Source organism: Mesorhizobium sp. WSM4312 (genome assembly GCF_002294875.1).
Taxonomy (GTDB): Bacteria; Pseudomonadota; Alphaproteobacteria; order Rhizobiales; family Rhizobiaceae; genus Mesorhizobium.
In genome coordinates this window covers 158,907-177,648 of sequence record NZ_NSFU01000012.1, presented here as the reverse complement: position 1 = coordinate 177,648, position 18,742 = coordinate 158,907, and the positions used below count along the sequence as shown (strand labels likewise).

General features: G+C 63.4%; 16 protein-coding genes and 1 pseudogene. 6 read left to right on the top strand and 11 right to left on the bottom strand.

Annotated elements, in window-relative coordinates:
* Positions 1 to 23: 23 nt before the first annotated feature.
* On the bottom strand, positions 24 to 2,462 hold the full coding sequence (locus tag CK228_RS21615; RefSeq protein ID WP_095789151.1) for an FAD-dependent oxidoreductase: 2,439 nt from the start codon (positions 2,460 to 2,462) through the stop codon (positions 24 to 26).
* 129 nt (positions 2,463 to 2,591) lie between these two features.
* On the bottom strand, positions 2,592 to 2,885 hold the full coding sequence (locus CK228_RS21610; protein ID WP_095773652.1) for an HlyU family transcriptional regulator: 294 nt from the start codon (positions 2,883 to 2,885) through the stop codon (positions 2,592 to 2,594).
* 246 nt (positions 2,886 to 3,131) lie between these two features.
* Between CK228_RS21610 and CK228_RS21605 the strand changes: the two genes are divergently transcribed.
* Positions 3,132 to 3,920, top strand: a complete 789-nt coding sequence (locus CK228_RS21605) for a CmcI family methyltransferase (protein ID WP_245438084.1) — start codon at positions 3,132 to 3,134, stop codon at positions 3,918 to 3,920.
* Positions 3,921 to 4,005: 85 nt separating this feature from the next.
* Here the strand turns inward: CK228_RS21605 and CK228_RS21600 are convergent, their stop codons facing one another.
* From CK228_RS21600 to CK228_RS21560, 9 genes are all read right to left on the bottom strand, one after another.
* Complete coding sequence (locus CK228_RS21600) at positions 4,006 to 4,782, bottom strand: TylF/MycF/NovP-related O-methyltransferase (protein WP_095789215.1); 777 nt, start codon at positions 4,780 to 4,782, stop codon at positions 4,006 to 4,008.
* A gap of 234 nt (positions 4,783 to 5,016) precedes the next feature.
* Positions 5,017 to 5,658 carry a TetR/AcrR family transcriptional regulator gene (locus CK228_RS21595; RefSeq protein ID WP_095789150.1) on the bottom strand — a complete coding sequence of 214 codons (642 nt, stop codon included), beginning with the start codon at positions 5,656 to 5,658 and terminating at the stop codon, positions 5,017 to 5,019.
* Positions 5,659 to 5,907: 249 nt separating this feature from the next.
* The gene (locus tag CK228_RS21590; protein ID WP_095789149.1) at positions 5,908 to 6,579 is read right to left on the bottom strand and encodes a PadR family transcriptional regulator; all 672 of its coding nucleotides are present in this window, start codon (positions 6,577 to 6,579) and stop codon (positions 5,908 to 5,910) included.
* A 156-nt stretch (positions 6,580 to 6,735) separates the two neighbouring features.
* Positions 6,736 to 7,128 (bottom strand): DCC1-like thiol-disulfide oxidoreductase family protein, encoded by a 393-nt coding sequence (locus tag CK228_RS21585; protein WP_095773648.1) that lies wholly within the window; start codon positions 7,126 to 7,128, stop codon positions 6,736 to 6,738.
* Positions 7,129 to 7,141: 13 nt separating this feature from the next.
* On the bottom strand, positions 7,142 to 8,200 hold the full coding sequence (locus tag CK228_RS21580) for a DMT family transporter (protein WP_095789214.1): 1,059 nt from the start codon (positions 8,198 to 8,200) through the stop codon (positions 7,142 to 7,144).
* 210 nt (positions 8,201 to 8,410) lie between these two features.
* The gene (locus CK228_RS21575; RefSeq protein ID WP_027047268.1) at positions 8,411 to 8,704 is read right to left on the bottom strand and encodes a GYD domain-containing protein; all 294 of its coding nucleotides are present in this window, start codon (positions 8,702 to 8,704) and stop codon (positions 8,411 to 8,413) included.
* Positions 8,705 to 8,887: 183 nt separating this feature from the next.
* A complete protein-coding gene (rpoD, locus tag CK228_RS21570; RefSeq protein ID WP_095773647.1) occupies positions 8,888 to 10,912 on the bottom strand; it encodes an RNA polymerase sigma factor RpoD in 2,025 nt (674 codons plus the stop codon).
* A gap of 366 nt (positions 10,913 to 11,278) precedes the next feature.
* Entirely contained in the window at positions 11,279 to 13,213 is a 1,935-nt protein-coding gene (gene dnaG / locus CK228_RS21565) for a DNA primase (RefSeq protein WP_095789148.1), read from the bottom strand.
* Between the two features lie 140 nt (positions 13,214 to 13,353).
* Positions 13,354 to 13,722, bottom strand: coding sequence for an RcnB family protein (locus CK228_RS21560; protein WP_095789147.1), 369 nt, complete (start codon positions 13,720 to 13,722; stop codon positions 13,354 to 13,356).
* Between the two features lie 385 nt (positions 13,723 to 14,107).
* Between CK228_RS21560 and CK228_RS21555 the strand changes: the two genes are divergently transcribed.
* The 5 genes and pseudogenes from CK228_RS21555 to CK228_RS21535 all read left to right on the top strand — a co-directional run bounded on the left by CK228_RS21555 (position 14,108) and on the right by CK228_RS21535 (position 18,649).
* Entirely contained in the window at positions 14,108 to 15,772 is a 1,665-nt protein-coding gene (locus CK228_RS21555) for a Na/Pi cotransporter family protein (protein WP_095773644.1), read from the top strand.
* A 131-nt stretch (positions 15,773 to 15,903) separates the two neighbouring features.
* Positions 15,904 to 16,113, top strand: a complete 210-nt coding sequence (locus tag CK228_RS21550) for a DUF2061 domain-containing protein (protein ID WP_095773643.1) — start codon at positions 15,904 to 15,906, stop codon at positions 16,111 to 16,113.
* A 148-nt stretch (positions 16,114 to 16,261) separates the two neighbouring features.
* Positions 16,262 to 17,446, top strand: coding sequence for an MFS transporter (locus CK228_RS21545; protein ID WP_095789146.1), 1,185 nt, complete (start codon positions 16,262 to 16,264; stop codon positions 17,444 to 17,446).
* A gap of 9 nt (positions 17,447 to 17,455) precedes the next feature.
* A pseudogene (locus CK228_RS35830) lies at positions 17,456 to 17,551 on the top strand (MerR family transcriptional regulator); the annotation flags it as partial.
* 66 nt (positions 17,552 to 17,617) lie between these two features.
* Complete coding sequence (locus tag CK228_RS21535; protein WP_095773641.1) at positions 17,618 to 18,649, top strand: P1 family peptidase; 1,032 nt, start codon at positions 17,618 to 17,620, stop codon at positions 18,647 to 18,649.
* Positions 18,650 to 18,742: the final 93 nt, after the last annotated feature.

Genomic DNA, 18,742 nt, shown 5'->3' with positions numbered 1-18,742 from the left:
CCTTCGCTCACCGCTGCTGCGCGTTACATCCGCGCCCTGGCCGAAGAGGGATCATAGGGCGAATCCGCGATGACCTCAGCGGTCTTCCATTCCCCCAGAATGGCGACGTCGAGCTTCGTGCCGGGCGTGCCGAGACGCTCGGGCAGCAGCGCCAGCGCCACATCGTGGCCGAGCGTGTAGCCATAGCCGCCCGATGTGATGCGGCCGACCAGTTCGCCGCCGATGTACAGCCCTTCACTGGCAAGCGTGCTGGCGCCGTCGGTTTCTATTCTGAGCGTCACCGACCGGCGCTGGTCGCTCCTCGCCTTGTATTTCACGACCGCGTCGCGGCCGACGAAATCGCCCTTGTCGAGGCGGATGAAGCGCTCGAGCCCGCTCTCCAGCGCGTTGAGTTCGGGATTCATGTCGCGATACATGGCGCGGTAGGATTTCTCCAGCCGCAGCGATTCCAGCGCATGCAGCCCGACGAGCCGCATGCCGTGCTTCTCGCCCTCTCTCAGGATCGCGTCGAGCAATTGCCGCTGGTAGGCCATCGGATGGTAGAGTTCCCAGCCGAGTTCACCCTCGTAGTTGACGCGCAGCAGCCGCACGTCGCTGGCAAGCGCCACGCTGCCGGTCTTCACGCCGAACCAGGGAAAGCCCGCATTCGACAGGTCGATCTCGGTGAGTGGTTGCAGCACGTCTCGCGCCTTCGGCCCGACGACCGTGAAGCAACCGCGATCGTTGGTGACGTTCTTCAGACTGACGCTGCCGTCGGCGGGAAGCAGCCTTGAGAGATCGTCGAAATTCCAGCGTTCCGCGCGCGGCGTCGAAATCAGGTAGAAACTGTCGTCGCCAAGGCGCGCCACCATATATTCGGCCTGCACGCCGCCGGCAGCGGTAAGGTGATGCGCCAGCACCGCCCGGCCGGTCGCCGGCAGGCGGTTGGCGAGGATCGTGTCGAGCCAGGCGGCCACGCCTGGCCCCCATACTTCGAACTTGGTCATCGGCGTCATCTCGACCAGGCCGACGGCGTTGCGCACCGCCTGCACCTCCCCGCCGACGAAGACGCCCTTTTCAGTCCAGCGCCAGCTGTACTGGTCCTTGGCCTCGACGCCCTTGGGCGCGAACCAGTTCGGCATTTCCCAGCCGTTGAGCACGCCCCAGACCGCACCCAGTTCGGTCAGCCGCGCATAGGACGGCGCGGTCTTCTGCGGGCGGGCGGCGGGCATGTCCTGTCCCGGATATTTCTGCTCGGCATGCGTGCCCCAGGCCTCGCGGACCTTCTCGCGCGTCCAGGCCTTGTTGGCATAGTCGCCGAAGCGGCGCGGATCGAGATCGGAAGTGTCGAGGCTGTTGCCGCCCTCGACGATCCGCTCCGACAGGTAATAGCCGATCGTGCCGCCCCACAATATGCCGCCCGGCACGCCCTCGGCCAGCCACACATTGGGCAGGCCCCAGGCCGGTCCCATCAGCGGAAGCTCGTCCGCCGTCATCTGGAAGGGACCGCGGACATTGGCCTTGATCCCGGCACGTCCCAGCGCCGGCACGAGCTGCGTTGCCTGCTCCCAGTTCCACGACACCGCCTCGAAATCCTCTTCGACGAGGTCGGCGCCGAACCAGGCGGGAACGCCGTCCTCTGCGAACAGCTTGAGGTGTTCGGTGCGCTCGTAGGGCCCGAACATGAAGCCGTCGCCTTCCTCGCGCAGATAGCCTTCAAAACCCTCGTCGCGCAGGATCGGCATTTCGGCACGTCCCTGCTTTTTGCGCTCGACGATCTCCGGCACGGGCTCGGTGATCCAGTACTGGTGCAGGATCGGGATGGCGGGGATGTCGAGGCCGAGCAGCGCGCCGGTCTGGCGCGCGTAATTGCCGGTGGCGCAGACCACATGTTCGCAAATGATGTCGCCCTTGTTGGTGGTGACCCGCCATTCGCCGCCGGCGGTCCGCTGAAAGCCGGTGACCTCCGTGTTCAGGTGGATCCTGGCACCCAGATCCCGCGCGCCCTTGGCCATGGCATGGGTCACGTCGGCCGGCGCGATATGGCCGTCGTCGGGATGATAGAGCGCGCCAAGCATATGCTTGTTGTCGAGAAGCGGGCAGAGCGCCCTCGCCTCCGCCGGCGACAGCAAATGCGCCCGCATGCCCTGAACGTCGGCCACGCTCATATAGCTCTTGTATTCGTCGAGCCGGTCCCTGGAATTGGCGATCCGCAACTGGCCGCATTTGTGCCAGCCGACCGGCTGTCCGGTCTCGGCCTCTAGCCCTTCATAGATCTCGATGGTCTTGTTGATCATCCGGCCGATATTGATGTTGCGGGCATAGGACGGGACGAGGCCCGCCGCATGCCAGGTCGAGCCGGCCGTCAGCTGCGTGCGTTCCAGCAGCGCGACGTCGGTCCAGCCGCGCTTGGCCAGGCCGTAGAGGATGCCCGCGCCGACGCACCCGCCGCCAACAATCACCACCCGCGCATGTGTCTGCATCGACCCACCAAATCCCAGTCATTTCCAATGTGTAGGGTCGAAGCTACAGACGGCGAAAGACCCTGTAACGTCTTCAAAAACTAGGGGTGATGATAAGCTGGATTTATGCAGGCTCCACGTGGCCGAGCCCTAGCCGAAAATCCGCTCGCCCTGTTCATCGACCAGTTGGATGCCCTTCTTGATCGAGATGTCGACGGCGTCGTCGAGGCCGGCGAAGCGGTCGGCGCGGATGAATTTGTGCTCCTTCACCACGCCGTCGATCTCCTTGGAGACGATACCGCAGGTCTGGTACTGGCCATCGTTCTTGTAGGGTGTAGCGCTGATCAGGAAACCCTTGTGCTCGACCTGCTTGGCGGGTGCGGCACTCTTGGCCTCGGCCGCTTCACCGCCGCCACCGCCGAAAAGACGTTTCAGAAAAGACATGGCTCAAATCTCCTTGTTCGCCCTGCGATCGCGGCCTGCCTGTCCGCGATTCACGACGCTGTTGTCCCAGCATGCGCGAATGTGCCGCCGCGTTCCAGCCCCCTCTCACTGTTCCGCCGCTGTCCTGACGACCGGTTCTGCGTTGCGGGAGGCGCATGGGAATTCAATCACGATCGGCAATATACCGCTGCGTGCCATGAATGTCCTTGAATATGGGTGGCGATATTTCGTACCAGTAAGCCGTTCATGACCAGCGAGTTGCGACCCCGTTGCTACACCGGCTTCGGCAAGTATCTTCTGAACCGCCAACCGACCCGCTCACGCTGTGTCGCAGCGGCATACCGCATAATCGGGTTTGACGTCGGCTTGAAGGACAACCGTATGATTGAACGTCTTGCCACCGGAAGCGCATTGCTTGGTGTACCGCTTGCGACGATTCAAGACGGCACCTTGCGCTACACCTACAAGGGCGTGCCCACCTACAAAAATCCATTCGATCTGGCGCTGTACCAAATGCTGCTTTGGCAGCAGAAGCCCAGGACATTGATCGAGATCGGCTCCAAATGGGGCGGCAGCGCGCTCTGGTTTGCCGATATCATACGCAGCTTCGGCGTCGACTGCGTCATTCACTCGATCGACATCACGCCGCCCTCGATCAGCGTGCCGGGCGTGACGTTTCATCGTGGCGACGGTCGCGACCTGGCGGCAACCTTACCGGCGGATCTGATCGAGAGCCTCCCCAGACCGATGTTCGTCATCGAGGATGCGGACCATCATTGCGAGACGACGCTCGCCGTGCTGCGCTTCTTCGATCGTTGGCTGGTTGCGGGAGAGTATATTGCCGTCGAGGACGGTATTGTCGACGATCTTTATGGTCCAGAATTTGTCGCCACGCTGATGGGCGGCCCACGCCGTGCGGTCGAGCTGTTCTTGCGCGATCGGGGGCAGGACTATGAAATCGATACCAGCCTTTGCGACCACTTCGGCACCAATGTGACCTGGAACGTCAACGGCTATCTCCGTCGCGTTCGCTAGAGCAATTGCAGAAAAGTGTGAAGCGGTTTTCCTGGGAAAAGCGCTTAGCGCTTGCCCTTGGGAATTGCGTAAAAGGAAAATACTCTCACTCCTTGCGCCACCAGGATCCGGTCCAGTCGACCTCCTGCATCGGTGCCGTGATGCCGTGTTGATCGCGAAAATCGATCACCGCGCGCTGGCATGGATCGAGAGCGCGATCGTCGATGATGACAACACCGCCCTGGAACAATTTGGGGTAAAGGGAATTCAGCGCCACAATGGTCGACTCGTAAAGATCGCCGTCGAGCCGCAGCAGCGCGAACGGCCCGGCCGACAGCGACGGCAGGGTGTCGCTGAACATCCCTTCTACGAACACGACCTGCTCGTCGAGCAGCCCATAGCGTGAGAAATTGTCCTTGACCGTCTCCAGCGAGACGGCCAGTTCCTTGAACACGTTAAGGTTCCACCCGGTATCCCAGGGATAGAGCTCTTCGTTTGGCGCCGGCAGGCCGGCGAACGAGTCCACGACATAGACCTTGCGGTCGTGGATCTGGTTCGCGGCAAGAACGCCGCGCATCAGGATGCAGCAGCCACCGCGCCAGACGCCCGTTTCGATGAAGTCGCCAACGATGCCGTCGTCCAGCACCTGCTGTGATAGATTGCGCAAGCTCTCGAGACGCGCCTGGCCGACCATCGTGTGAGCCTGCGTTGGCCAATCCTTGCCGATCGCGCGGGTTTTCGGGTTGAACGGCTCGACCACCATCGGCTGAACCTCCGGGTTGATCGCGGGATCCTGGTAAATCGTGTTGAGCAATATCCTGATCAGGAGATCAAGATACAATTCCCGCGCTGCTGGAGTTGAATCGTTGACTGTCGTCATCATCCGGCCCTTCATTGCTCCGATCTGCCACGTTCGCGAATCCGCGCGACGCGTCAACCCTCAACGTCAAGCCAATTGCTCAGGACGATGTCCTGCGCGAGCGTTTGGAATGCAGCCGATCCGGAACGAGTGCGCAGGCGAAGACCGTCTGTTGCAAGGTGGTGGCTCAAAGGTCTGGTCAAAGCGCCGGCCTTCAGCTTGGCTTGCCGAAGGCCTGCAAGCCATCAACGTCTCGATTCACGACGCTGTTGTCCCAGCATGCGCGAATGTGCCGCCGCGTTCCAGCCCCCTGATGAAGACGGCGACCAGCAGCTCGATCTGCCGGTCGATCTCGTCGGCCTGCCGGCGAACGGACCTGCCGGCGTAGCCGCTGGTGACGATGCCATGCACGCTTGACCACAATGTGCGCGCGGCGATCCGGCGGGTGTCGTCGTCGAGGTCGAAATCGCCGCCGGCGAGCACGCCGGCAATGATCTCGAACAGCTGGTCGAGCCGCGCCTCATAGGCATCCGGCTCGGTCAGCGTCGGACGCCGCCTGTTGAAGGCGAGCAGCGCCGGCCAGCTGCCGGGATGCGCTTCGACAAAACGCACATAGGCGCCGGCCAGTGCCAGCAGGCGCTGGCGCACGTCGGTGATGCCGCGCTGGGAAAGATCGGCCATCGCCGCCGCCCCTGCCGCGCCCAGCCGGTCGAGCAGCCGCATGTTGACGGCACGATGCACCCCGTCGAGGTCGGAAAACAGATTGTAGACCGAGCCGACCGAAATGCCCGCCTGCTCGGCGATGGTCCTGGCCTTCAGATTGTCCATGCCGCCCTCGTTGAGCAGCACCTCGGCAATCGCCAGCACCCGCTCGCCTGTTTCTTCCCTGTCCAGCGCCATGCTTGTCCTCATGGATGCCGTGCCCTCGGCCCGGCTGTTCGAACCACGATCGTCCCTCCGTCTACCACATCCGGGATTTCGTGAACAGTGTTCAAAAACAGGTCTGAACAATGTTCATCTCCTGGTACGAGCGCCTGTCGGCCGAGATGACCGCCAAGATCGAAGTCGGCAAGGAATGATCCGCATTCGCGCTGACGCAAAAAAGCCCGGGTCGACCCGGGCTCTTTTCATGCATTTATTGCATCTGGATCAGCGGTGCGTCAGAGCTTCCAGCGCTTCCGCCGCGGCTTCGAGAATGGCGATCGCCTCGGCCTGCTTTTCGGCCGGCGCATCGACGATGTCGCCCAGGGCAGCGCGCAGGCGGTGGCGGATGGCGCGGAATTCGTCGCGCGTTTCGGAACGCTCGCCACGCCCGCCCCGGCCACCGCGGCGGTCCTCGCCATCATCGTTCCAGCCAAACCAGTCGCGCGCCTTGGCCATCTTGCGGCCGAAGCGCTCGAGGTGGTCGAGCACGCCGTCGATCATCTCGCGATTGTCGGCAAGATGCGCCTGCCCGGCCTCGGTGATGGAAAACACCTTCTTGTTGCCTTCGCTCGACGAGACGGCATAGCCGGCCTCTTCCAGGAAGGTCAGCGTCGGGTAGACCACGCCCGGGCTCGGGCTGTAGATGCCGCTTGTGCGCTCTTCCAGCGCCTTGATGATGTCGTAGCCATGGCGCGGCGCCTCGGCCAGCAGCGAAAGCGTGATCAGCTTGAGGTCGCCGTCGGCCAGCATGCGGCCGGCGCGGAACATGTCGCCCGGGCCACCGCGTCCGCCGCCGCGACCGCCATGGCCGAACGGACCAAAGCCGCCGCCTCTGCCACCGAATCTGCCGGCCATGTGCATGAACATGCGTTCGCCGAAATGACTGTGTCTGTGCATGATTGCTCCTTGAGTTCTATCTTACGATATATCTTAAATAGGCGCCCGACCTGCTGGAGTCAAGATATATCTTACGATGTATCGGAATGCGGCGCCAGCCTGATCGGCTTCCGGTCCGGGGGTTGTCTTGCGGACGACGGAGTTGGACGCGTTCGGCTACCAGCGGCCCTTGCGCCGGTTCCAGGCGTAGAGCAGGTCGGCGAACCGGTCATAGGCAAGTCGTGTCAACGGCAAGGCAACCGGATTGCCGAAAAGCGCGGCCAGCCAGCCCTCGCCGGGTGTCGCTTGCCATATGGCAATCGCGACATCGGCGCCGACCAGCAGCCGGCCGGCCGCGTCGGTGGCGTGCAGCCGGCGGCGGATGTCTTCCAGCGAGGCGCCAAAACGGCCAAGCGCCGCCGGCTCCAGATTGATGTCGCGAAACTCGATCCTCCCCGCCTGGACCGCTTCGATCAGCCGCCGCTTTTGCCGGCTGATGCCCGCATCGCAGACAGGGCATCGCGTGTTGTACCAGACGGTCAGTTCAGGCTTGGGTGTTTGCTTGAGCATGATGTTGGCATGCTCAGCCGTGGCTATGCCGATGATGCAGGTCCGGATAATGCGGATGCCGGTGGCGCATCGGCGCGTGCCGGTGCCAGTGCGAATGCGGCTCGCTCACCGGCCCGTCATGATCGTGCTGGTGGTGCTCGTCATGCACATGGCTGTGCTCATGTTCCAGCGCCTCATGGTCGTGCTCGTGCTCATGGCGTTCCGACAGATGCAGCCACAGGCCGACACCCATCAGAAGCCCCGCGATCACCAGTTTGAGAGTGACGGCATCGCCCAGCATGACGATGGCCACAAGCGCACCGATGAACGGAGCGAGCGAATAATAGGCGCCTGTGCGCGCCGTCCCGAGATGGCGCAGCGCCAGGATGAACATCGCCAGGCTGACGCCGATACCGAGGAAGCCGACCGCGGCCGTGGCCGCGACAATGGATATCGTGGGAAACGACGCCCCGGCGGCAAGCGCCAATCCGACATTGGCCGCACCCGCCACCAGGCCTTTCAGCATGGCGATCACCACGGGGTCGGTGGCTGAAATCCTGCGCGTGAAATTGTTGTCCAGCCCCCAGGCCACGCAAGCCCCCGCGACCAGCAGGGCGCCCGGGTTGAAAGCAACGCCGCCGCCGTCCCATGACAACAGCACCGCGCCCGCCAGAATGGCGAAGGCGCCAAAAAGCAGGCGCCGGTCGACATTCTCGCGATAGACGAGCCAGGCGATCGCCATGGTCGCCAACCCTTCCAGGTTGAGCAGCAGCGCTGAACTGGATGCCGTGTTGAGGCTGAGGCCGAACATCAACAGCACCGGCGCGAGGATGCCACCCATGCCGATTGCCAGCGCCAGCCAGGGGATATCCCGGGCGGCCAGTTGCGCTTCGCCAGCCGCCGCCTGCCTGCCGCGAAGCAAGCGATAGAGAGCGAGGCCGAGACCGGCGCCAAGATAGAGCAGGCCGGCCAGCATGAAGGGGTTCACGGCGTCGAGCAGCAGCTTGGAAAGCGGCGGCGTCGCGCCGAACAGAGCGGCCGAGCCAAGGGCGAGCGGCACGCCGGGCCAAAGATGCGAATGTGTTTCGGACATCATCTCACCCTATGACAGCCGCGCATGGCCTCGGTGCATCCGTTGTCGCGAAACAGCGCCCACTCTTATCAAGGCAAGGCTGCCAGCCAGTATCGAGACTTTCTTCATCGCGATCCTCTGGCCGCAGTTTATCACGGCAAAGCGTCCTGTCCTGCGGCAAAGCGCCGTCAGGCCGGGTATCTTGTCGTCGCCTTCGAACCCTGCCGCCTGCTATCCAAGCGACGAGATGATCTCGCGGTAGGCGAATTCGGGGAAGGCTTTCAGCGTCCGCGTCCGGATGTTGCCGGCGGCCGCCAGCATCAGCGAGAAACGCGCCAGGACCGCATCGTCGGGTGCTTCCACCACCGCCACCATGTCGTATTCACCCATCGTCAGGTAGAACGCCTTGAACGAGCCGCCCATGTCGCCCAATTGTTTCCTGGCGGCATCAAGCCGTTTCGGCGAATCCCGCACATTCTTCGCGCCCTGCTCCGTCCAGTTCATCAGCACGATGTAGCTTGTCACGGCACACCTCCCTCCGGGGCCACGGAGCACGGCGTCTTCGCCGGGGCGGGCATCCGGGTTGTCGCCCAGAAAATGCATCCGACCTGGAAATTATCCTCCCGATGGATGCGAGCCGCAAGAGCGCGTGTCACAAACGAAAAAGGGCGCCAGGGGGCGCCCTTTTGTTCTTGTTGTCGGTATGTCTCAGCTGTCGAGGAAGCTGCGCAGCTTGCGCGACCTGCTCGGATGCTTGAGCTTGCGCAATGCCTTGGCTTCGATCTGGCGAATACGCTCGCGGGTGACCGAGAACTGCTGGCCGACTTCTTCCAGCGTGTGGTCTGTGTTCATGCCGATGCCGAAGCGCATGCGCAGAACGCGCTCCTCGCGCGGCGTCAGCGAGGCCAGAACGCGCGTGGTGGTCTCGCGCAGATTGGCCTGGATCGCGGCGTCGATCGGCAGGATTGCCATCTTGTCCTCGATGAAGTCGCCCAGATGCGAATCCTCCTCGTCGCCGACCGGCGTTTCGAGCGAGATGGGCTCCTTGGCGATCTTCAACACCTTGCGCACTTTTTCGAGCGGCATGGCGAGCTTTTCGGCCAGTTCCTCCGGCGTCGGCTCGCGGCCGATCTCGTGCAGCATCTGGCGCGAGGTGCGCACGATCTTGTTGATCGTCTCGATCATGTGCACCGGAATGCGGATGGTGCGCGCCTGGTCGGCGATCGAACGCGTGATCGCCTGCCGGATCCACCACGTCGCGTAGGTGGAGAACTTGTAGCCCCGGCGGTATTCGAACTTATCGACCGCCTTCATCAGGCCGATATTGCCTTCCTGGATCAGGTCGAGGAACTGCAGGCCGCGATTGGTGTATTTCTTGGCGATCGAGATGACGAGGCGCAGATTGGCCTCGACCATTTCCTTCTTGGCGATCGCGGCTTCGCGCTCGCCCTTCTGCACCTGGTTGACGATCTTGCGGAATTCCAGGATCGAGATCGCCGTTTCAGTGGCCAGATGCTGGATCTCGGCACGCAGGTCCTTGATCGCATCCTTCTCGTTCTTGGTGAATTCCTTCCAGCCACGCGAGGTCAGGTTGCCGATCGCGCGCGTCCAGTTGGGGTCGAGTTCGGAACCCTGATATTCCTTCAGGAACTCCTCGCGGCGCACGCCATAGCTTTCGGCGAGGCGCAACAGCTTGCCCTCGTTCTGCACCAGGCGTTTGTTGATGTCGTAGAGCTGCTCGACCAGCGCCTCGATGCGCGCCGTGTTGAGCGACAGCGACTTCACCGCCTTGATCAACTGGTCCTTCAGCTCCTTCAGCCGGCGGTCCTGGCTGGGCGACAGCGTGCCGGCGGCGGCCAGACGGTTCTCGACCTGCTGGTCCTGCAGCTTGCGCAGCTTCTTGTAGGTGTCGGCGATGACGTCGAGCGTCTCCATCACCTGCGGACGCAGTTCGGCTTCCATCGCCGCCAGCGACAGGCTCGCTTCGTCCTCGTCTTCCTCGTCATCGTCCCCGATGCCGCGCGTATCGGTGCCGACATTGGTGATGTCGTCTTCCTCGTCGCGTCCGCGCCGCGGCTTTTCCTCGGCCTTGGGCGCTTCCTCGATGCGCTCGACCACCGGCGCCTGCTTGGCCTCCGGGCCGGCATAGGTGGCTTCGAGATCGATGATCTCGCGCAGCAGGATCTTGGATTCGTTGAGCTCGTCGCGCCAGATGATGATGGCCTGGAAGGTCAGCGGGCTTTCGCACAGGCCCGCGATCATCGTCTCGCGGCCGGCCTCGATGCGCTTGGCAATGGCGATTTCGCCCTCGCGCGACAGCAGCTCGACCGAGCCCATCTCGCGCAGATACATGCGCACCGGATCGTCGGTGCGGTCGGTCGGCTCTTTCTTGGTTGTGGTGGCGGCGACCGCCGTGCCGGTCTGTTCGGCCAGCTCGTTGGCGTCTTCCTCGGCGTCCGCCGCGGTGTCGCCGGCCTCGGCCTCTTCGCCCTGCTCGTCATCCTCGACGACGTTGATGCCCATGTCGGACAGCATCGCCATCGTGTCCTCGATCTGCTCGGAGGTCACTTCCTCGGAAGGCAGCACCGAATTCAGCTCGTCCATCGTGACATAGCCGCGCTTCTTGGCGGCCTTGATCATCTTCTTGACAGCATCATCGGAAAGGTCGAGCAGAGGGCCATCTGTGGCGCCTTCGCGTTCGGTCTCGACCTCTTCCTTTTCCTTAGTCGCCATAATTTTTATCTTCTCCTAGCGGCCGGGCATCGGGGCCGCGTAAGCTGTCGGACCAGTCAAATCGGATAGGCTCGTTTTGAAACGCGCTTCACCGGGCCACTAACTTCATTGATCGTTAAGTCCAGATTAACCCTGATATCTGTGGCAGGCTGCCTGCCTGTCCAGTGACCAGTACCTCACATCGCTCATTTCCCGTCGGCGCGGGTGCGGGTTAACGTTTCGAATCGTCCTGATTCCGCCATTCTGTCTGAAGGTCAAGCGCCTCTGGCATGATTCGCATGAAAAAAGCGAATCAATTACCCGACTTAGCGCGCCTTGCTCCGCTGGGAAGCCCGGCCACGCTCTCATCCCTGCACTCAGCTGCACTTAGGCTCGCCCAGCCCTGCCCGACGAAACGCCAAATCCTTCGATCAGCGCTTCCGTCGCCTGCACATCCTGAAATTGCGCCTGAATTTCGATCAGATGGCGGAAGTTTTCGTCCGAGGGATCCGCTTCGAGCGCCGCTTCCGCCTGTTTCAGCTCCTTATGTAAGGTGCGCGCGCTGCGCTGCAAGTGCAGTGCCTGGTTCAGAGCGTCACGGGCGTCGTCAAGTGCTGCCGTCTCCAGCGCCGGCCATTGCCGCGCCCGCCGGATCAGGCCAACCGCGCGCTCCCAGATCTCGGCGCAGCCGGCACGCTCGATCGTCGCCACCACGGCGTGGCGGTCATTGGCCATGTCGTGCGCCATTGCGTCAAGGATGGCGGCGTGCAGCCGCTGCAGATCGGAATTGGCAAGGTCGAGAAATTCGACATGGGCGAAATTCTCGTCGATCAGCGCCGGATGGTTGACCAGCGCCACGATGATCGTCGCCTCGCGCACAGACATCCCTTCGCTGCCGCGCTTGACCAGCGCCGACTGGCCGAGGCTTTCGGTGATCGCCATGCGACCGCCGCCAGGCTTGGCGAACTGGCCGCCGGGTGCGACTGCCTTGCCCTGCCCCGGTTTCCAGTCCTGGCGTCCTTGCCGCGCATCGCGCTGCGAGCCGAAGAAGCTCTTTTCCCGCTCGCGCATTTCCTGCTGGTAGTGAAAGCGCGTGCTTTCGTCGCGGATGCGGCTGGTCAACTCCCGCAGCGTCTTTCCCAGTTCCGCCCGCCGCTCCGGCGTGTCGAAGACACCGCCAGCTGTCTCGCGCATCCACAAAAGGTCGACCAGCGGCCGCGCATCGGCAAGCACTGCGCGGAACGCGTCCGGCCCTTCGGCCTTGACGAGGTCGTCGGGATCCTTGCCTTCCGGCAGCAGCGCAAAACGCGCCGAGCGCCCGGCCTGCACCGACGGTAACGCCAGATCCGCCGCACGCCATGCCGCCTTCAACCCGGCCTTGTCGCCGTCGAAGCACAGCATCGGTTCGGGCGCCATGCGCCACAGCAATTCAAGCTGGTTTTCGGTAAGCGCGGTGCCAAGCGGCGCCACGGCATTCTCGAAGCCGGCCTGCGCCAGCGCGATGACATCCATATAGCCTTCGACCGCAATGACCGTGCCGCCCTTGGCCAGCGCCTTTCGCGCCCGGGCGAAATTGTAGAGCACATTGCCCTTGTGGAAGAGCTCGGTGTCGGGCGAGTTCATGTATTTGGCCAGCGCATCGGGCGCCAGCGCCCGGCCGCCAAAGGCGATGATCTTGCCGCGCGAATCCGGTATCGGGAACATGATGCGGTCGCGGAACCAGTCATAGGAGACCGGAATGTCGTCGCCATGGCGCACCAGCCCGCAGGCTTCGATATCGGCCTTCGGCACGCCTTTTGCCGCGAGATGCTCCTTCAGCGCGTTGCGGCTGTCCGGCGCGTAGCCCAGCCGGAACGACTGCTGCGTCGCCGGCGTCAGCCCGCGGTCCCTGAGATAGGCTCGGGCCTTTGCCCCCTCAGGCCCCTGCAGCCGCTCCTGGAAGAAGGCGGTCGCCATCTCCATGACGTCGGTCAGGCTGGCGCGTTCCTGCTCGCGCCGCTCTTCCTGGGCGTCGCGCACCGGCATCGGCACGCCGGCCATGTCGGCGATCTTTTCGACCGCTTCGGGGAAACTCATTCCGTCGAGTTCGGTCAGGAATTTGAAATGATCGCCCGAGACCGAGCAGCCGAAACAATGATAGCGGCCCTTCTTGTCCTCGCAGTGGAAGGACGGGCTCTTCTCGCCATGGAACGGGCAGCAGGCCCAAAAGTCGCCACGCGACGCGTTGGTCTTCCTGCGATCCCACGCGACGCGCTGGCCGATAACCGATGAAATCGGCACGCGGTCGCGGATCTCGTCGAGAAAGGCGGGCGGAAAGCGCATTGAGGGAACTCGTTTCCCCACCATATAATCATGCCAGCGAAATCCGACGACCCCCAATACCGGCCATACCCGGTTTCCACAGGGTAAAAGGAAGGGCGGCCGTTACAGGCCGCCCTTCCTTCTCAGCCCGGTTGCGGCGCTTACTGCGCGGCGAGCGCGCCGAAGATGACGCCCGAGAGGATGCCGACCAGCACATAGTCGTTGCCGACGCGGATCCATTCCTGGCCGCGGCCGGGACGATGCAGGCCGTAGCGGCCATAGTCGCGGATCGGCCGGTGCTGCCTCCAGCCGGAATATTTCTGGCCATTACGCCAGTGGCTTCGCTTCACGACGACCTTCTTCTTGAAGACGCGCTTCCTCACATCATTGTGGTGGCCCGGCTTCTGCCAGTCGACCTTGGTGTAATTCGACTGCGGCACGACCGGCGCGTTCATCGGCGCGGCCTGGCCGGCAAGTGAGGTGGCGGCCAGCATCGAGACGGCGACGACAGAAAGAACAATGCGCTTCATGAGAAATCTCCTTGGTTGTGGATGCCCGAGGAATAGCGGCCGGCGGATGAACTGAAACTGAATGCCGGCATTACAATTGTGTAATGAAATCTTCTGCTTATTGCCGATACTTGAACATCATCGCAAAGATGAGTGTCGGCCACTCGGCAAAGGCAGCCGTTCCAGACCGGCCAAAGCCCGGCTGTGCAGCCATTCGCGCACCCATCCATTTCCCGACACGGCCTGTCGCGCAGCGACGGCCTCTTGAAATCGACAAAGTTTTATTACCCGGCTAAAATATTCCGGCTATTATTCACAGTGTCATGACCATGATTCGAACCCTTGCTTTTCCGCCTGTTGGCCGCGCCGTCCGCACTGCGTGCCCTGTCCGCATGCAGGCGCCGAAATGAGCGGTTCCGTCGTCCTTTTGCATCTGGCCGGCGCCGTGGCGCTGATGCTGTTTGCCACCCGCATGGTGAAGACCGGCGTCGAGCGCGCCTATGGCGATGTGCTGCGCCACAGGCTGCGCGCCACCATGCGCAATCCGATCATGGCGGTGCTGGCCGGCACCGGCCTCGCCATCGCCCTGCAGAGTTCGACCGCCGTGACGCTTTTGGTCGGCTCCTTCGCCGGTTCCGGTATCGTCTCGGGCGCCGCCGGCCAATTGGCCGTGCGCGGCGCCGAGATCGGCTCGGCGCTCGTGGTCAAGCTGCTGACCTTCGACCTCACGCTGCTGGTGCCGCTCTGCCTGATCACCGGCACGGTGATGTTCATGGCGACCGAGCGGCGCGACTGGCGCCAGACCGGCCGCATCCTGGTCGGCATCGGCCTCTTGATCCTGTCGCTGGAAATGATCGGCCAGGCGTCGGAGCCGCTGCGCAACAGCCAGCTGATGCCGGTCATCATCAACTACTTCTCCAGCGATTCCATCACCGCCTATCTCCTGGCAGCGCTGATCACCTGGCTGTTCCAGTCTAGCATCGCCGCGGTGCTTTTGATGGCGACGCTGGCCGGCCGCGGCCTGATCAGCCCGGAACTCGGCGTCGTCCTCATCCTCGGCGTCAATCTCGGCTCCTCCATCATCGCGCCGATGCTGACCCGCTCGGCCGGACCCGCCGTGCGCGTCGTGCCGATCGGCAATCTGCTGATGCGCGGGCTCGGCTCGCTGGTCATTTTGGTCCTTTTCATGATCGTCCGGCCGCATGTCGGCTTCCTCGGCACCACGGCGGCTGACCAGATCGTCAACGCCCACATCCTGTTCAACGTCATCATCCTGCTGGCAGGCCTGCCGCTGGCCGGCTTCGTCTACCGCGCCTCGGAGAAGATCGTCGCGCTCGGCACCAAGGCAGCGCCGGCTGCCTCGCTCGACGTCATCGAACTGTCCGCGCTCAACGAAAGCGCGCTCGATGTGCCGAGCCAGGCGCTGGCCAATGCCACGCGCGAGGTGGTGCGGGTCTGCGAGACGGTCGAGATCATGCTGAAGCGCATCATTGAGCTCTATGAGAGTGCCGACGCCGACAAGATAAAGGCGCTGGCCGCCCTCGACGACCGTGTCGACCGCAAGCATGCGGCGATCAAACTCTACCTCGCCAAGGTCACCAAGAACCCGCTGACCGAGGACGAGGCGCTGCGCTGCCAGGAACTGATCGGCGCCTGTGTCAAGCTCGAGCAGGTCGGCGACATCATCGTGCGCAACATGCTGGTGCATGTGAAGAAGAAGGTCGATCGCGGGCTGGAATTCACCGACGAGGGATGGAGCGAATTGTGCGCCTTCCACGGCTCGGTGCTGGCCAATGCAAGGCTTGCCTTCAACGTGCTGGTCTCGCGCGACCCCGAAACAGCGCGCCAGCTGGTGCTGGAGAAGGACCAGTTGCGCGACCGCGAGAAGGAAACCAGCGCCAGCCATTTCCTGCGGCTGCGCGAAGGCACCGCCAAAAGCGTCGAGACAAGCTCGATCCATCTCGACACCATCCGCGACCTCAAGCAGATCAATTCACTGCTGGCCTCGATGGCCTATCCGGTGCTCGAAGAGCGCGGCCTTCTCACAGGATCCCGACTGAAGGCCAGCTAGCGAGAAGGGATTTGCCACGGCGGCGTCAACTTGGGAACAAGCTTGCGTCGTTCCGGCTCGAACGGCAAAATTAGTCTTTGCTCACCCTGCCTCCCGTCGGCTAAGCATCCGATGCCCCCGGGAGGAAATCGATGGATACCCATTCGCGCAGTTTCGCCAAGGCGCTTTCATGGCGCATGACCGGCACCATCGACACGATCATCATCTCGCTTGTGGTGACTGGCAGCGTGAAGCTGGCGGCCGCCATCGGCGTGACGGAGGTCTTCACCAAGTCGCTGCTCTATTATTTTCATGAGCGCGCATGGCTGAAGATCCCTTACGGCCGCAGGACCCCAGTCTAGGAGCTTGCCCACTGCCGGTATGCGCTGCGTGACCGATCGCGCCGGCGGCAAGGGGAGCAGTCAAGAAAAGCTAAAGTCGCGACAAAAATTTCTGGATTGCCCGCGCCTCCTATCCGTGGTTTGACGCCGTTCCAGCCAAGGCTTTCCCATGTCGCTTCCGCTCATTGCCCTGTTCATTGCCGCTTTTGCCTTCGGCACTACCGAATTCGTCATTGCCGGCGTGCTGCCGCAGGTGGCGGAAGGGCTCGGCGTTTCGGTTCCCTCCGCCGGCTACCTCGTCTCCGGCTATGCCTGCGGCATCGCCATTGGCGGTCCGCTGCTGGCGCTCGCCACCAAATCCCTGCCGCGCAAGACCTTGCTGCTCGGCCTCGCCATCGTCTTCACCATCGGCCAGGCGGCCTGTGCACTGGCGCCCGACTTTACCTCGATGCTGCTGCTGCGCATCGCCGTTGCCGTCGCGCACGGCGCCTATTTCGGCGTCGCCATGGTGGTCGCCGTCGGCCTGGTTCCCGAGGACAAGCGCGGCATGGCAGTGGCGGTCATCCTGTCCGGCCTCACCGTCTCCAACGTCATCGGCGTGCCGGCAGGCACCGCCATCGGCAACATCTGGGGCTGGCGCGCGACCTTCTGGGTGATGTGTGCGCTCGGCGTGGCGGCAACGCTGGCGATGACTGCCCTTCTGCCGCGCACCGCCGGATATCAGGCCAAACCGGCCGGGCTGGCGCGTGAGGTCCGCGTGCTGGCGCGCCAGCAGGTCTGGACCTCGCTGATCCTGATGCTCATGCTGATGCTCGGCCAGTTCTGCCTGTTCACCTACATCACGCCGACCTTGCTGGAGGTCACCGGGCTCGACGAAGACCTGGTGCCCTGGGTGCTGCTGCTCAACGGCGTCGGCGCCACGCTTGGCGTTTTCCTCGGCGGCAAGCTGTCCGACTGGAAGCTGATGCCGTCGCTGATCACCATGCTGGCCCTGCAGGCGGTGACGCTGGCAGTCATCTATGCCGTCAGCCCCTATCCCCTGCCGATGATCGTGGCGATCGTCATCTGGGGTGGCCTCAACTTCGCCATCGGCACGCCGATCCAGACCCGCATCCTGGCGTGGACGGCCGATGCGTCCAATCTCGCCTCATCGCTGATCCCGTCCGGCTTCAATGTCGGCATCGCGCTGGCAGCGTCATTGGGCGCCGCCATGCTCAATGCCGGCTATGGCTATCGCAGCTTGCCGGTGGTCGGCGCTTTCGCCATGCTGGTCGCCGTGGTGGTGGCTGTCACCTCCCAGGTCTGGGAAGCGCGCAGCAATGCCACGCCGCCGCTGACGGTACCGGCGGAGTAGACCACGATCCGCATCGCCTCCTGCTGTGACGGCAAGACGGTCGGCGACTGCTATGTCATCCGCGCGCTGTCAGACCACGCGCTGTGTGCGGACGAGCATGTCTGATACTGAGATCCGGTCCGACGCGGGCCTCGGCCTGGGCGCGTGCCGTTCGTGAGACCAGGAGCAGACATGACGAGCACTGTCAGCGATTTCGGCTTGAGCTGCGGCAGCTTGCCGGCCGGCGCGCGCAATGCGATCACCGATGTGCCCGGTGTGCGCGTCGGCCACTGCACGCTGCGCAACGGCGACACCAACACCGGCGTGACCGCGATCCTGCCGCATGGCGGAAATCTGTTTCGCAAGAAGGTGACGGCGGCAAGCCATGTCATCAACGGCTTCGGCAAGACCACCGGCCTGGCGCAGGTGCAGGAGCTTGGCGCCATCGAAACGCCTGTTCTCTTGACCAACACGCTCTCGGTCGGAACCTGCGCAACGGCGCTGATCCGCGACGCCATCCGCCAGAACCCGGATATCGGCCGCACCACCGGAACCGTCAATCCGGTGGTCGGCGAATGCAATGACGGTCCGCTGAACGACATCCAGGCCCTGGCGATATCAGAGGAACACGCCCTCGCCGCGCTGGCCGACGCGCATGCGGGCGAGGTCGAGCAAGGCAATGTCGGCGCCGGAACGGGAATGACTTGCTTCGGCTTCAAGGGCGGCATCGGCTCGGCGTCCAGAAGAATCGCGCTCGGCGGCGGCCATCATCTCGGCGTTCTCGTTCTGTCGAATTTCGGCAGACCCGGAGACCTCGTTCTGCCCGATGGGCGCCGGCCGGACCCAGGACAACCGGCCGCGGATGAGCGCGGCTCGGTCATGATCGTGCTGGCAACCGATGTGCCGCTCGAACACCGCCAGCTTGAAAGAGTGGCGCGCCGCGCCGGGGCCGGCATCGCCAGGCTCGGCTCCTTCTGGGGCCATGGCAGTGGTGACATCGCCATCGCCTTCAGCACCGGCAATCTGGTCGACCACGATGAAAGCCGCGATCTGGTGCCGCTGCTCGCGCTCAATGAGGCGCGCATCGACATCCTTTTTCGCGCGGCGGCGGAAGCCACGCACGAGGCGGTGTTGAACTCCATGCTGTCGGCCGTGGCCTTCACCGGCAGGGCCGGCAAGCATCGCGCATCGCTGGCCGACTGGCTGCGCGATCAACAACGTTGATGCATGTCGCCCAAAAGTGACCTCGGTTTTGGGAACGCGACTTGCATAAAAAGACAGACCCGAAGCGCGCCATGCATCCGTTTCGATGTGACG

Bases quoted from the DNA above. Each gene is read 5' to 3' on its own strand.
- CK228_RS21615 (WP_095789151.1), bottom strand. From the start codon at position 2,462: ATGCAGACACATGCGCGGGTGGTGATTGTTGGCGGCGGGTGCGTCGGC.
- CK228_RS21610 (WP_095773652.1), bottom strand. From the start codon at position 2,885: ATGTCTTTTCTGAAACGTCTTTTCGGCGGTGGCGGCGGTGAAGCGGCC.
- CK228_RS21605 (WP_245438084.1), top strand. From the start codon at position 3,132: ATGACCAGCGAGTTGCGACCCCGTTGCTACACCGGCTTCGGCAAGTAT.
- CK228_RS21600 (WP_095789215.1), bottom strand. From the start codon at position 4,782: ATGATGACGACAGTCAACGATTCAACTCCAGCAGCGCGGGAATTGTAT.
- CK228_RS21595 (WP_095789150.1), bottom strand. From the start codon at position 5,658: ATGGCGCTGGACAGGGAAGAAACAGGCGAGCGGGTGCTGGCGATTGCC.
- CK228_RS21590 (WP_095789149.1), bottom strand. From the start codon at position 6,579: ATGCACAGACACAGTCATTTCGGCGAACGCATGTTCATGCACATGGCC.
- CK228_RS21585 (WP_095773648.1), bottom strand. From the start codon at position 7,128: ATGCTCAAGCAAACACCCAAGCCTGAACTGACCGTCTGGTACAACACG.
- CK228_RS21580 (WP_095789214.1), bottom strand. From the start codon at position 8,200: ATGTCCGAAACACATTCGCATCTTTGGCCCGGCGTGCCGCTCGCCCTT.
- rpoD (WP_095773647.1), bottom strand. From the start codon at position 10,912: ATGGCGACTAAGGAAAAGGAAGAGGTCGAGACCGAACGCGAAGGCGCC.
- dnaG (WP_095789148.1), bottom strand. From the start codon at position 13,213: ATGCGCTTTCCGCCCGCCTTTCTCGACGAGATCCGCGACCGCGTGCCG.
- CK228_RS21560 (WP_095789147.1), bottom strand. From the start codon at position 13,722: ATGAAGCGCATTGTTCTTTCTGTCGTCGCCGTCTCGATGCTGGCCGCC.
- CK228_RS21555 (WP_095773644.1), top strand. From the start codon at position 14,108: ATGAGCGGTTCCGTCGTCCTTTTGCATCTGGCCGGCGCCGTGGCGCTG.
- CK228_RS21550 (WP_095773643.1), top strand. From the start codon at position 15,904: ATGGATACCCATTCGCGCAGTTTCGCCAAGGCGCTTTCATGGCGCATG.
- CK228_RS21545 (WP_095789146.1), top strand. From the start codon at position 16,262: ATGTCGCTTCCGCTCATTGCCCTGTTCATTGCCGCTTTTGCCTTCGGC.
- CK228_RS21535 (WP_095773641.1), top strand. From the start codon at position 17,618: ATGACGAGCACTGTCAGCGATTTCGGCTTGAGCTGCGGCAGCTTGCCG.